We start from the raw sequence: 13,357 nt of genomic DNA on the forward strand, positions 1-13,357 counted from the left end.
TTGTCCTCAGGCCACGCCAACCATCAACCAGCGTGCTGCGATAAACAGCGCCAGCGCCAGGGTGGAGGAAACCCACATCAGTCGAATCGTTCGGGAAATGTCGTCTACCGCAATCGGGCGCTGCGCGTCGCCAATCCACGGCTTTTCTACGCGCTGGCCAAAATAGTCGTTGGGTCCGCCAAGCCGGATGCCCAGCGCGCCGGCGACCGTCGCTTCTGCCCACGCGCAGTTGGGGCTGCTGTGGTTGTAGCGGTCGCGCCAGCCGACGCGCAGCGCGCGGGAGAAATCGTCACGGCATAGCCACGCCGCGATGCTCAACAGAAGCCAGCTCAGACGAGCGGGGATATAGTTCGCCAGGTCATCCATACGGGCGCTGACCATGCCGATCGCGCGGTATTTTTCGTGCTTGTAGCCCACCATTGAATCGAGGGTATTCACCGCCTTATAGGCCATCGCCAGTGGCGCACCGCCCAGCATGAGGAAAAACAGTGGGGCGATAACGCCATCGACCGTGTTCTCCGCGACGGTCTCCACCACCGCCCGGTTGATCTGTTCCGGCTGAAGTTGAGACGTATCGCGTCCCACTATCCAGGAGAGTTTTTCGCGGCTTTCATCAAGGTCGCCCGCTCGCAGAGGACCTTCAACGTCCCGTGCAGCGTTTGCCAGGCAGCGCCCGGCCAGCACGGTAAACATCATCCACACTTCAATCGCCCAGCCCAGCCAGGGATGAACCATCCGTCCGAGCGCCAGTACGCCCCAGGCTATGCCCCAGGTCAGCCCCACCACTACCAGCCACATGACGCCGCCGCCAACGCGTAGCGCCGTGTCGCTATGACAGCAGCGGCGAATACTCCGCTGCATCGCATTGATCAGGTTGCCTATCCAGCGCACCGGATGCGGCCAGTTTTGCGGGTCGCCGATAGTGACATCGAGCAGCCACGCGACGCACCAGGCCAGCAGGGTCATAGTGCCCCCCTCGCCGCCGTCAGCCAGCGGTTGAGCATCATGGGGCGTTGGGCAAAGTGGAGGTGCAGATAGCTTGCGAACGTGTTGCCAACCTGCCAGCCGCCCGTCCACTCCTGCATCGTCACGCCATCGCGTACTTTGCGACACGCCAGTACCGCGGGGGTTTGGGGAGAGAAGTCGGAATAGTGAAATTCATGCCCACGCAGCACCTCTCCGCTATCGGCCAGCAGCGTGGGCTGGCGCGCCTGCGCCTCACAATAGCCAAAACGGGTCAGCCGTTTACCCATCCTGCTGTGGCCGGGGATAACATTGGCCATCCGGTGCGTGGCCCCCTCGCTATCTTCGAGCGTGCTGCCGAGATACATCAGCCCACCACACTCGGCGTAGATCGCTACGCCTCGCCGGTGCGCCTCCCGCAGGCTGGCAAGCATCGTGGTGTTTTCCGCAAGCCGTGCCGCGTACAGCTCCGGGTAACCGCCCCCAAGCCAGACCATCTGGCAGTCAGGTAAATGGGTATCGCGCAGCGGGCTAAAGCGGATAATGTCGACCCCGGTACGTTCGAGCAGCGTGATGTTATCCGCGTAATAGAAGTTGAAGGCCTCGTCATCGGCCATCGCGAGCGTCAACCCGCGCCCGGCGTCCCCGTCAGGGAGCGCGGGCCAGGAGCCCTGCGGCAGCGACGCCATCTGGCTGAGCGAGAGAAGTTGCCCGATGTCCAGCGTACGTTCGAGAATGGCGGAAAAATTCTGCCAGGTCTGCAGGTCCGCGACCGACTCCCGGGCGGTGACCAGTCCCAGATGGCGCTCGGGCAAACCGACGCCTTCAACGCGGGGGACATAACCCAGGACGGGTACCGTGCAGTAGTGTTCAATTGCCGTTTTGAGCAACTGATAATGTGATTCGCTGTTGACGCGATTGACAATCACCCCGGCAATATTGAGGGTGGGATCAAATCGCTGAAAGCCCATTACCGTGGCGGCAATTGAAGTAGAAACCGCCTTGCCATCCACCAGCAGAATCACCGGGCAGCCCAGCTGTTTTGCCATCGCGGCGGTGCTGCAATAGTTCGGGTCGGTGCCGTAGCCGTCATACAGCCCCATCACACCTTCAATCACCGCGATATCCGCCTGCTGCATATGCTCGCAGAACAGCGCGTTGAGTATCGGCTCAGGAAGCATGAAGCTGTCGAGGTTGCGGGAGGACGTACCGCTGACTTTGGTATGCCAGCCGGTATCAAGGTAGTCAGGGCCCACTTTATATGGCTGGACGCGTAACCCACGCTGTTTTAACAGACTCAACAGGCCTAGCGTCACCGTGGTTTTACCACAACCGCTTCCGGTACCTGCAAGAACAAACGCGTACTGCTTTGCCGCCATGGCCCTGATCCTGTCCAGGGTGGTCGGGAGGTATAGATACACGTAACCCCAGTCTTTCGACTGTATGATGCATCAGTACAACCCACTTCCCACCGAAGTTGTTGAACGTTCCCGACAGGCAGGTCTTCTGGCTTAGCGTCCTCCTCGCCCGTCCTTCCCAATCTCACGATCAGTGGTCATTACGGGGTCGTCAGCATCACAGCAGCGGGGGCTGCGGGGGATTGTCACCCCCTTCCCTACCACAAATGTGGCAAACCGGTCGGCTTACATAATGAGAAAATAGCGCGTTATAAAACAGCAATGCTATTTACGGCGTTTCACTTCATCTTAGGCAAATACTTAACCGTAATGAAATACACGCTGAGTAAAATGTGGCGCCAGAATAATTGACGCCTTCCTCGGTAATGACTCCAACTTACTGATAGTGTTTTATGTTCAGATAATGCCCGATGACCTTGTCATGCAGCTCCACCGATTTTGAGAACGACAGTGACTTCCGTCCCAGCCTTGCCAGATGTTGTCTCAGATTCAGGTTATGCCGCTCAATTCGCTGAGTGTAACGCTTGCTGATTACGTGCAGCTTTCCCTTCAGGCGGGATTCATACAGCGGCCAGCCATCCGTCATCCATACCACGACCTCAAAGGCCGACAGCAGGCTCAGAAGACGCTCCAGTGTGGCCAGAGTGCGTTCACCGAAGACGTGCGCCACAACCGTCCTCCGTATCCTGTCATACGCGTAAAACAGCCAGCGCTGACGTGATTTAGCACCGACGTAGCCCCACTGTTCGTCCATTTCCGCGCAGACGATGACGTCACTGCCCGGCTGTATGCGCGAGGTTACCGACTGCGGCCTGAGTTTTTTAAGTGACGTAAAATCGTGTTGAGGCCAACGCCCATAATGCGGGCGGTTGCCCGGCATCCAACACCATTCATGGCCATATCAATGATTTTCTGGTGCGTACCGGGTTGAGAAGCGGTGTAAGTGAACTGCAGTTGCCATGTTTTACGGCAGTGAGAGCAGAGATAGCGCTGATGTCCGGCAGTACTTTTACCGTTACGCACCACGCCTTCAGTAGCTGAGCAGGAGGGACAACTGATGGAGATGGAAGCCACGGGAGCACCTCAAAAACACCATCGTACACTAAATCAGTAAGTTGGCACCATTACCAAATCTGCGCGCATAATAGCCGCATCGTATTCACGATTTAAAAAATCGCCGATATTAGCCAGCGAGTGAATGTTGACAATAATATCAGGATTTAATTTATTAAACTCCCATAAATTGGGGATCAGCCAGTGCGTACTGAAGGTAGGATTTACCGCTAACTCCACCACCTGAACGGCAGGCTGCCAGCTCATTATCATATTTGTATCGCGCTCCAGCCTATTAAGCGTCTCTTTCACGATATTCAGATAATGCTTTCCAGCTGCATTTAGAAAAATCCGTTTTTTGGCATGGTTAAATAATGAGGTGTGTAAAAACTCCTCCAGGGCCGTCACCTGTCTGAACACTGCACTCTGCGTTAACGCCAGCTCTTCTGCCGCGCGGGTATAGCTTTCGTGACGCGCCACAACTTCGAACGTCACCAGCAACTCGCTCTTGGGGATTTTTCCTCTCATCATGTCTTCCATTCATGGTGGATAATAGTAATTTTTTGAAGCGAATAAACCCTGCTTCAGAACGATACCGCCATTATATTTTAGTTATGTTCTGTCGGCAGTGATCCACACCATGATTTAATCAGTTTTGCGTGTCAGACCAAACTATTTGCAGAAAATTAAATGAAACATGAAAAATTATTAAGAACCTGTTCACTATGATGTCTCTCGTAATGGAGACAGCGTCTTATTATACGAAAAACCGTATGGGCATTAAAAATAGTAATAGCCAGGGCTGGACGTTAAAAAATATAAAACAAAACATTATGCTAAAAATTGAGCAGGTTTTTTGTCCTGTTGACAACACGCTGCGCGCCCTGCAGCTGATACACACTGTGTATGGAAGAACACCGTTCCAGCGCCACATCAGCATGACTGAATCGCATGCTGAAACCGGCTAAAACAAAAAACCCAGGTCGCATAACGACCTGGGTTTCGAATTTGGCGGAAGCGTAGAGATTCGAACTCTAGAACCCTTTCGGGTCGCCGGTTTTCAAGACCGGTGCCTTCAACCGCTCGGCCACGCTTCCAAAGTGAGGCGCACTATAAACATCTATTAGCGCCTTGTAAAGCAGGAATTTTTCTATTTTTCCCCACAGGCGTTTAACTGCGCAAAAAGTCACCCAGGTGCTTACCTCACATCAGTCTCTGCACCCTTGTACATACCGTAACACAGCAACGCTCATCCGTTTAAATCGCTCTGGTATAGAATGCCACATAAACAGATGGCCTTTTGTTGTGTAATTGTTATAAATCGAAATGACAACAGACTTCAAAAAATTACTGTCATGTAATCTTACTGGTTGATGATGAAAATCAAAAATACGCTTTGCTTACACATCCTGATGGCGACACTGGCCATTTTGTTCCTGTGTGTTCACCCGTTGGTGACAAGCTTCGATCCGCCCCTCGCCTTTCAGCCACTGATTAAATCAATGGCGGGCACACCTAAAGAACAAGCGGAAAAAATAGCCACCATTTCCCATGCCTTAGAAGGGAATGCTATTTTCTTCATCGGTGCATCAGAGGTCGCCACCTCTGAAGATGAACATTACGCTGTATATAATTACTTTAATAAGCAATTGCACAAGCCCGTCGTGGCGTATGGCGATGCATTTGTCGATGACGAAACGCAATTCTTACTGTTCTCACGTTTTAAAAATAGCCTTAACGCAAACAGTAAAGTTGTGTTGCTTCTGGCACCTGACAGTTTTTACTCAAAAGGTCTGCCTCCTGCTATCTATGCCGATAATTTCCCCGGTTCTATTTTTAATCCGCTGATGAAAGATCCGCAGGCGCGACCGCTGCTGGTTAATTATTTAAAGCATATTGATAGTAAAGACATAAGCCATTTAACCTTTGGCCAAATGCGTGTCTTTGGCTGGCACCCCGATCTGATGTGGGACGAGCTGAGCTTCCAGTTTGCGAACGTCTGCACCCTGATAAAAAACGACTGGCTGGCGCTGCTCAACATCACGCCCCAGACGGTACAGCCCTGGCCGCAGCAGCCAACCACCCACATCGCCCCAGACTGGGATAAAGAGCTGGCGAACGCGCGCGAGTTAAATAAAAAACGCCAGCAGAGCGCGGCCACGCTGTGGATGGACAAAACGATTTACGAAGAGGACGGTAAACCGCAACAGTGGGATGACACGCCGGTCGTGCCTGCGCAAATCGCCGCGTTCAGTAAAACCGTCCAGCTGCTGAAAGAACGTCACGTGCAGGTGATTGCTATCGTCGACCCGGTTAATCCCTGGGCACTTTACAATACCGATACCTTCCGCCCGGTTGATAAGCAAATTAAAACCATTCTGGAAAAGAACCAGATCCCTTATTTAGATATGTACGCCATGCCTTATCAGAATGGCTGGAACTGGGATCGTTTGCACCCTTCCGAACTGGCCTGGGTTCCTATGATTCGCTTTATTGCACAGAGTTTTAAATGATGAAAATCGCGATCCGTCTTTTTTTCCTTTATCTCCTGTTGGCAATCACCGTTGTCGCATGGACCTCTGTTGATGACAGCATGAGCATGCAGCTGCATTTTGAATATCAAAAGTTCTGAGGCCGAATGATGTATAGCTCAGGAATGTTTTTTGTCTATTTGTTTTCATCCGCCCTGGTGTTTGCGGCGGTTAACCGCGTATTACGCCATCGTCTGACCTGGTTATCAGCATTCTCCATACTGACAGCATTAGGTTGGGGCTATATTTTTCAGGGTGATTACCTTGTTCCCGTAGCCGTTTTTTTCAGTTTTTATGTTTTCGCCACGTTAAAAGCCAAAGGATGGTTAAAAACGTGGCAGGCGGTCGTTTTAACATTATTGCCGTTGTTCCTGGTGAAATTACACTTAAATAACCACTGGGGCATGATTGGCCTCTCTTTTATGACGTTCCGCGCAATTGATGTATTGCTCTATCGCAGTAAAAAAGAAGGCCAGAATTTCCTGCATTATTTCTGCTATCTCTTTATGCCTTTTATTATCCTGGCTGGCCCTATGTACCGCTGGCGGACATGGATGAATGATGTCAGCAAGCCCGTGTTTGCACTTAACCGTGAACAGTTTTTAGTGGCCTTAGAGCAAATCATTACCGGCATTATCCAGAAGTTCCTGTTTGCCATGCTGATCGATTCGCTTGTCGTGCAGCCCTGGAGCCATAAGCCGTTTACGCTGACCGTGGGCGTGGTGATGTCGATTGCCTATAGCGCCTACCTCTACTTTGATTTTGCAGGTTACAGCAATATGGCCATCGGCGCAGGCCGCCTGTTCGGGCTGAATATTCCGGCAAACTTCAATATGCCGCTTCTTGCGAAAAACCCGCAGGATTTCTGGCGTCGCTTCCACATCAGCCTGTCTGAATGGCTGCGTGATGTGGTCTTTATGCCCGTCTATATGAACCTGATGAAGGTCAATTTTTTCCGCCAGAACAAAACGCTGGCGCAAAATATCGGTATTTTTTGCACCCTGTTCTGTATGGGGGCATGGAATGGCCTGGAACGCCATTACGTCATTAGCGGCGCGCTGTTTGGCGCAATTTCTGTTGCTCATAACATGCTGCTGTGGTCAGCCAAACGCAGCCCGGCATTGAACCGCGGCTTGCAGTATCCGGCTGTTGCGTTTTTGGGGCGAATTCTGACGCTGGGAAGCGCCGCGGGCTCCCTTTACATCTTTAGTGGAATGTCACCTCTATGAAAAATCACTCTGATCTTCAGGAACTGCAGGATTTCTTACGTGCAGCATTGTTCGATCCTGCCTCTCCGCAGCAGCTGGCCATCACCGGCAGCGACGAAGCCTTAAGCTGGTTGCAACTTTCCTCCGCCGTGGCGGACTGGGCGCAGCGTTATCGACGCTGCCAGCCTGGCGACGGCACACCGGTGGTATTGTACGGTCATCAGCAGGCTGAGTTCGCGGTGGCTATTTATAGCTGCCTGCTGCACAACATTCCGTACATCCCGGTGGACTGTATTTATCCGCAGGAACGACTGCGTGAGATCTGCCATCTGGCCAGTGCCCCTTACTACTATGACGTGGCAACAAAGCAGTTCATTGCCACCGGCGAGGCGGGCAAGGTTCTGGAGGAGCAGGATCTGGCCTATATCATGTTTACCTCAGGCAGCACCGGCAAGCCTAAAGGGGTGCAGATTGGGCGTGAAAGCGTGTGGCACTTCATGAAATGGGTCAGCCAGGACTTTTCACTGCCGGAAAAACCGGTCCTGATGAACCACGCGGTGTTCAGCTTTGATCTCTCCCTGATCCCTTTGCTGGCGAATCTGGCAATGGGCGGACACATCGTGCTGAATGCCAAAGACGATATTCAGAAAGAGAACTGGCTGGAGCGACTGAAAATCAACGCCGTTTCAGCCTGGGTTTCCACCCCCTCTTTTGCATACCAGCAGCTGCTTTCACCGCAGTTCAACAGTGAGTATTTGCCTGCACTGAACGTCTTTATCTTTATTGGTGAAGTGTTAAATAAAGCGCTGGTTAAACAGTTACGCCGCCGTTTCCCGCAGGCCGAAATCATTAACTCCTATGGCCCAACGGAAGCGACCATCGCGACAACCGTGGTCGAGATAACGGATGAGATCCTCAACAGCGACAGCGCCGTGCTGCCGGTTGGGGTCATGATGCCCGACAGCAGAATGGAAATTTCCGCCGAGGGCGAGCTGATTATCTGGGGTAAAAACGTCATGCGCGGCTACCTCGGTCTCCCTCAGGAGAACGCAGCAAAATTATTGCGTCGGGAGAGTGAAATGTTCCGCGGTTACCGGACAGGCGATCTGGGCTATGAAGATGGGCTCATCTATTGCCAGGGCCGCAACGATAGCCAGGTCAAGCTGAATGGCTACCGTATTGAAATCAACGAGATTGAAAACCGCCTGCTGGCTATGTCCGGCATCAACGAAGCCGTGGTGCTGCCGCTGATGAAATCCTGCGGCAGCGTGCTGCGCATTGCCGCATTCTGCGTGACGGATATGGCGCCGGAGGCGATCAAAACCTCGCTGTCGAAGGTAGTTCCACCCTATATGGTGCCTTCACAAATTATCGTAAAAGACGCTTTGCCGCTGAATCCTAACGGCAAAATTGACCGCAAGTTGCTGGACGCTTACGCCCGCACAAATTAATAACTCCAGGAAAAATTATGGAACAAGAAATTCTCGCCCTGTTCGAAAAAGTGTTATCCCGCAAGGTGGGCTTTCACGATGAACTGATTGAATCCGACATTCTCGACTCCATTCTGGCGGTCGACATGGTACTGGAAGTGCAGGACGTTTACGGCTGTATGATCCCTCCAACAGACGTCGCAACGGTGCTGAAAACCCCGGCGGATCTGGCCCGCTATATTGAAGAAAACCGCTAAACGCCCCTGACATTAGCGTTGTTCTGAAGGCTCTGGAGGGTTGCTCCAGGGCCTTCATTTGCTCCCTCCTCTGGCCTCCAGGCAAAATGAATGCCTTTCACAGAAATGAAACCTACTGCTTTTATTTTCTCCTACACTTTAGGAGTACTGTCGGTACGGAAAACATAAAAAGCCAACTTAATTAAGACATTATGATTCGCTTTGCACTCGGCATGCGATCGTGTTGTCTATCACAGAGGAGTCTGCTGTATGGCATTCGTAACCACGAAAGACGGCGTCAACATTTACTACAAAGACTGGGGCCCAAAAGAGGCTCAACCCATTGTTTTCCACCACGGCTGGCCGTTGAGTGCCGATGACTGGGATAACCAGATGCTCTTCTTCCTTGCAGAAGGCTATCGCGTTATCGCTATCGATCGTCGTGGTCATGGGCGTTCGGACCAGGTGAGTGAAGGTCACGATATGGATCATTATGCGGCAGATGCGTCAGCCGTGGTTGAAAGCCTCGATCTGCACAATGCCGTGCACGTCGGTCACTCCACCGGCGGCGGCCAGGTCGCCCGCTATGTCGCCCGGTACGGTCAACCGCAGGGCCGCGTCGCCAAAGCGGTACTCGTCAGCGCCGTGCCACCTCTGATGGTAAAAACGGAGACGAACCCCGGCGGAACGCCCATCGAGGTTTTCGACGGCTTCCGCAAAGCGCTGGCGGCTAACCGCGCTCAGTTTTACCTCGACGTCGCCAGCGGTCCTTTCTACGGTTTTAATCGGGACGAGGCAGACGTTTCGCAGGGTACGATCCAGAACTGGTGGCGTCAGGGAATGATCGGAAGCGCCAGGGCCCACTATGAGGGAATTAAGGCGTTTTCTGAGACCGACCAGACGGAAGATTTAAAAACCATCACGGTCCCCGTTCTGGTGATGCAGGGCGACGACGATCAGGTCGTGCCCTATAAAAATGCAGCCCTTCTGCAGGACAAGCTGCTGGCGAACAGCGTGCTGAAAATTTATCCGGGCTTCCCGCACGGGATGCATACCACCCATGCGGACACCATCAACGCTGATATTCTGGCCTTTATTCGCTCTTAAACGTCACGTTCAACGCCCCCCAAAGGTGGCGTTGTTTATTTCGCTTAGCGATTATCCAACTCGGCCCGGACGTTGTTCAGCCCGGTGGTATTGATGCGGTAAGGCTGCCCGTTCACGGAACGGATCAGCTTTTTAGTGCGAAGTTTTTTAAAGACGTTAAGCGTGCAGTCGCTCAGCACCAGTCCTTCACGGGTATAGCACTCAACGGAAGTAACGCGCCCTGAACTGTCGCGGACGTGCACAATACGTCCACCTTTGGCGAGAACGTGTAAGGTTCGTTGTTCCTGACGGGATAAATTCATACTGGAAAACCTGTGTAATCATCATGCGTAAAAACGAGCCCACACCCACAGGTGCGTGCGTAAGGTTTAAGCGCAGCGATAATCAGTCCGTCCTGAGAAGGGCGGGAAACTGATTATCTGATGAACACATTCTCCAGCATCAAAGCCTCGGTAAGAGATGAAAAAATATTTACGAGATGAATGATAACGTCTGGTTTTTACCGGGAAATAACGAGGTTTTAAAAGTGTGAGCAGGATCGTTCAATCAAAAAGAAAAACCCCAGGTCAACGAGTAACCTGGGGTTTATATCTGGCGGAAGCGCAGAGATTCGAACTCTGGAACCCTTTCGGGTCGCCGGTTTTCAAGACCGGTGCCTTCAACCGCTCGGCCACACTTCCTAAGTGAGGCGAACTATAAACACCTCACCGTGTGCTGTAAAGAGGACAGCCATTCGTTCGCTGTAAAAATAGTCAAAATGTGTTTAATCGGTTGAACTGACGACACATCGACGATTTTATCAACACTGGCTTAATGTTTTTTGATGTACATGTCTTTAGTGAAATAGTACCCCAGCTTATCCGGCGTAAATCCCCCTACCCAGGGTTTTACCAGATGCGTACGGACGTAGTGATAAACCGGAATAGCCGGCACATCGCGTCCCAGTAAATCTTCCGCCTGCTGGTAGAATTTGCCGCGCTCAGCCGTGGTTTTGGCTTTTGCAGCGTTAACCAGGGCCTGATCGTATTCCGGGTTGCTGTACTGACTGGTGTTTTCGCTGTCACCCGTGCGGAAGTTGTTCAGGAACGTCGCCGCATCGTCGTAATCGGCAATCCACGCGTAGCGCACCGCATCAAAGTTGTGGGTGTGCATGGTATCCAGCATGGTTTTCCACTCCTGATTTTGCAGCTTCGCGTCCACGCCGAGATTTTTCTTCCACATGGAGCTGGCCGCAATGGCGATGCGCTGGTGCGATTCAGAGGTGTTGTAGAGCAGGTTGAAGCTCAGCGGATGGCTGGCGTTATACCCGGCCTCGTTCAGCAGCTTTTTCGCCTCAGCGATGCGCTTGTCCAGCGGCCAACTGGCGTAATCCGGATTCTGTAGCTTAACACCGCCAATATCGGGCTGGCTGATGAGCCACGCCGGGCGCTGCCCCTGCCCTAATACTTTCCCGGCAATAATGTCTTTATCCAGCGCCATGTTCAGCGCCTTACGCACGCGTGCGTCGTTGAACGGCGGCCGGGTGGTATTGAATTCATAGTAATAGGTCGCCAACTGCGGAGAGACATCCAGTTGAGTGCCCAGGGTTTTCTTGAGCTGAGCGAACTGGTTGATCGGCACCGTATATACAATATCAATTTCGCCCGCTTTATAGCGGTTTACATCCGAGGCCTCAGACGTGATGGGCAGATAGGTTACTTTGTTGATGACAGTGTGTGCGTTATCCCAGTAGCGCGGGTTGCGCTCCGCCACGATGCGTTCATTGACCACCCACTGCGACAGCTTATACGCCCCGCTGCTGACGAAATGCTCCGGTTTGGTCCACTTGTCGCCGAACTGACCAATCAGCACTTTATCCACCGGCACCAGCGACGGGTGCGCCAGCATCGCGAGGAAAGCCGCGTTTGGCTGCGTGAGCGTCACCTCCAGCGTCGTGTCATCGATTGCTTTTACGCCCAGCGTATCCGGCGCTTTTTTTCCCTGGGCGATATCGGCCGCGTTAGCGATATGCATGTTCCCCGGGTAACTGGCATACGGTGAAGCGGTTTTCGGGTCGATCAGGCGCTGCCAGCTCCAGACCACATCATCTGCGGTAATGGCCGTGCCGTCGCTCCAGGTGATGCCCGGGCGCAAATGGAACGTCCAGACGGTATTGTCCTTGTTCTCCCATTTTTCCGCCAGTCGGGGCTGGACTTCGCCTGTAGGGGAGACGCTTACCAGTCCTTCGAATAAATCACTGATAATATTGAATTCGACATCGCTTTCGACTTTATGCGGGTCGAGCGAAGCCGGTTCACTGCCATTATTCCTGACCAGTTCCTGTTTCTCTGCCAGTTGGGTTCCTGCTGGCACGTTAGCCGCCCAGGATGCCGTGCTGGCGCACAGAATCCCGGCGGTTAGCAAAGAGAGCGTAAAGTGAGTGCGTGTTTGTGGTTTCATGTCCTTCGCCTTATTGTCTGTTTATGACGATCCGGAGATAACTCTTAGCGTTCTAATGGTAATAACGCAATATTTTTCAGTAACCTATAAGAGGTTGATCTGATAAATACTTGCAAACCGCTGTTCATACTGGTGAAACGGACTTCTGCAGATGAAATAACCACCTCAAGCGCTAACGTACTGAGTAAAGATGGGTAAAACCACTTTGAGAGTGGCGCGCCGTTTCCTATTCTTTCCGTTAATTACATCTGTCATAAGAGAGTGACTCATGGATCGTATAATTACTTCCTCACGCGACCGCACATCGCTACTCAGTACCCACAAGGTGCTGCGCAATACCTATTTCATGCTTAGCCTGACGCTGGCGTTTTCAGCGATCACTGCAACCGCCAGCACCGTGCTGATGCTGCCGTCTCCGGGGCTGATCCTGACGCTGGTGGGCATGTATGGTCTGATGTTCCTGACCTACAAAACCGCTGACAAACCCGTCGGTATTCTGTCCGCGTTTGCCTTCACCGGCTTCCTGGGCTACATCCTGGGGCCGATGCTGAACGCGTATCTGTCTGCCGGAATGGGTGACCTTATCGGCATGGCGCTGGGCGGTACCGCGCTGGTGTTCTTCTGCTGCTCGGCCTACGTGCTGACCACCCGTAAGGACATGTCCTTCCTCGGCGGCATGCTGATGGCGGGTGTCGTGGTGGTGCTGGTGGGTATGGTGGCAAACATCTTCCTGCAGCTGCCGGCCCTGCATCTGGCGATTAGCGCCGTGTTTATTCTGATTTCTTCAGGCGCGATCCTGTTTGAAACCAGCAACATCATTCGCGGCGGTGAGACGAACTACATCCGCGCTACCGTGAGCCTGTATGTGTCGCTGTACAACATCTTCGTCAGCCTGCTGAGCATCCTGGGCTTCGCCAGCCGCGATTAAGCCACAGCGCTGTGAACCTGGCCCCGCTTATGCGGGGCTTTGTT

General features: G+C 52.7%; 12 protein-coding genes, 2 tRNA genes, 1 pseudogene and 1 riboswitch. Of the genes and pseudogenes, 7 read left to right on the forward strand and 8 right to left on the reverse strand.

Going from position 1 to position 13,357, the window contains the following annotated elements; translation table 11 throughout:
• Positions 1-6 precede the first annotated feature (6 nt).
• The 4 genes and pseudogenes from cbiB to AC0XWG_RS22230 all read right to left on the reverse strand — a co-directional run.
• Complete coding sequence (gene cbiB / locus AC0XWG_RS22215) at positions 7-966, reverse strand: adenosylcobinamide-phosphate synthase CbiB (protein WP_475681088.1); 960 nt, start codon at positions 964-966, stop codon at positions 7-9.
• Positions 963-2,342: a cobyrinate a,c-diamide synthase gene (locus AC0XWG_RS22220; RefSeq protein ID WP_475681089.1), complete on the reverse strand. Its 1,380-nt coding sequence runs from the start codon at positions 2,340-2,342 to the stop codon at positions 963-965. Before AC0XWG_RS22220 ends, cbiB begins: the two co-directional genes overlap by 4 nt.
• A gap of 100 nt (positions 2,343-2,442) precedes the next feature.
• Positions 2,443-2,617, reverse strand: a riboswitch (cobalamin riboswitch).
• 140 nt (positions 2,618-2,757) lie between these two features.
• Positions 2,758-3,455, reverse strand: a protein-coding gene (locus tag AC0XWG_RS22225; RefSeq protein ID WP_223216367.1) for an IS1 family transposase whose coding sequence is annotated in 2 segments (ribosomal slippage) — positions 2,758-3,206 and positions 3,206-3,455 — 699 coding nt in all. Because the reading frame shifts where the segments join, the coding sequence is not laid out codon by codon here.
• Positions 3,456-3,512: 57 nt separating this feature from the next.
• Positions 3,513-3,962, reverse strand: a pseudogene (locus AC0XWG_RS22230) (LysR family transcriptional regulator); the annotation flags it as partial.
• A gap of 245 nt (positions 3,963-4,207) precedes the next feature.
• Here AC0XWG_RS22230 and AC0XWG_RS22235 point away from each other — a divergent pair.
• Positions 4,208-4,402 (forward strand): hypothetical protein, encoded by a 195-nt coding sequence (locus AC0XWG_RS22235; RefSeq protein WP_129324420.1) that lies wholly within the window; start codon positions 4,208-4,210, stop codon positions 4,400-4,402.
• Positions 4,403-4,443: 41 nt separating this feature from the next.
• On the opposite strand, the gene AC0XWG_RS22240 is transcribed toward AC0XWG_RS22235, so the two are convergent.
• Positions 4,444-4,531: transfer RNA gene (locus AC0XWG_RS22240), tRNA-Ser, on the reverse strand.
• A gap of 279 nt (positions 4,532-4,810) precedes the next feature.
• Here AC0XWG_RS22240 and AC0XWG_RS22245 point away from each other — a divergent pair.
• The 5 genes from AC0XWG_RS22245 (at position 4,811) to AC0XWG_RS22265 (ending at position 9,946) form a co-directional block, all read left to right on the forward strand.
• Positions 4,811-5,947 (forward strand): D-alanyl-lipoteichoic acid biosynthesis protein DltD, encoded by a 1,137-nt coding sequence (locus tag AC0XWG_RS22245; RefSeq protein WP_028019195.1) that lies wholly within the window; start codon positions 4,811-4,813, stop codon positions 5,945-5,947.
• Positions 5,948-6,075: 128 nt separating this feature from the next.
• Positions 6,076-7,194 carry an MBOAT family O-acyltransferase gene (locus tag AC0XWG_RS22250; RefSeq protein ID WP_049008462.1) on the forward strand — a complete coding sequence of 373 codons (1,119 nt, stop codon included), beginning with the start codon at positions 6,076-6,078 and terminating at the stop codon, positions 7,192-7,194.
• A complete protein-coding gene (locus AC0XWG_RS22255; protein WP_128348106.1) occupies positions 7,191-8,624 on the forward strand; it encodes an AMP-binding protein in 1,434 nt (477 codons plus the stop codon). The genes AC0XWG_RS22250 and AC0XWG_RS22255 overlap by 4 nt, the downstream gene beginning before the upstream one ends.
• A gap of 17 nt (positions 8,625-8,641) precedes the next feature.
• Entirely contained in the window at positions 8,642-8,860 is a 219-nt protein-coding gene (locus AC0XWG_RS22260) for an acyl carrier protein (RefSeq protein WP_008499867.1), read from the forward strand.
• Between the two features lie 249 nt (positions 8,861-9,109).
• Entirely contained in the window at positions 9,110-9,946 is an 837-nt protein-coding gene (locus tag AC0XWG_RS22265; RefSeq protein ID WP_128348105.1) for an alpha/beta fold hydrolase, read from the forward strand.
• Positions 9,947-9,990: 44 nt separating this feature from the next.
• Here the strand turns inward: AC0XWG_RS22265 and AC0XWG_RS22270 are convergent, their stop codons facing one another.
• The 3 genes from AC0XWG_RS22270 to AC0XWG_RS22280 all read right to left on the reverse strand — a co-directional run bounded on the left by AC0XWG_RS22270 (position 9,991) and on the right by AC0XWG_RS22280 (position 12,385).
• The gene (locus tag AC0XWG_RS22270) at positions 9,991-10,248 is read right to left on the reverse strand and encodes a YjhX family toxin (protein ID WP_028019199.1); all 258 of its coding nucleotides are present in this window, start codon (positions 10,246-10,248) and stop codon (positions 9,991-9,993) included.
• A gap of 290 nt (positions 10,249-10,538) precedes the next feature.
• A tRNA-Ser gene (locus tag AC0XWG_RS22275) sits at positions 10,539-10,626 on the reverse strand.
• Between the two features lie 130 nt (positions 10,627-10,756).
• Positions 10,757-12,385 carry an ABC transporter substrate-binding protein gene (locus AC0XWG_RS22280; RefSeq protein WP_128348104.1) on the reverse strand — a complete coding sequence of 543 codons (1,629 nt, stop codon included), beginning with the start codon at positions 12,383-12,385 and terminating at the stop codon, positions 10,757-10,759.
• Positions 12,386-12,653: 268 nt separating this feature from the next.
• Here AC0XWG_RS22280 and yccA point away from each other — a divergent pair, with 268 nt between their 5' ends.
• Entirely contained in the window at positions 12,654-13,313 is a 660-nt protein-coding gene (gene yccA / locus AC0XWG_RS22285; protein WP_023335168.1) for an FtsH protease modulator YccA, read from the forward strand.
• The last annotated feature ends 44 nt before the right edge of the window (positions 13,314-13,357 follow it).

The sequence above is a fragment of the Enterobacter sp. DVT3837 genome (assembly GCF_056238685.1).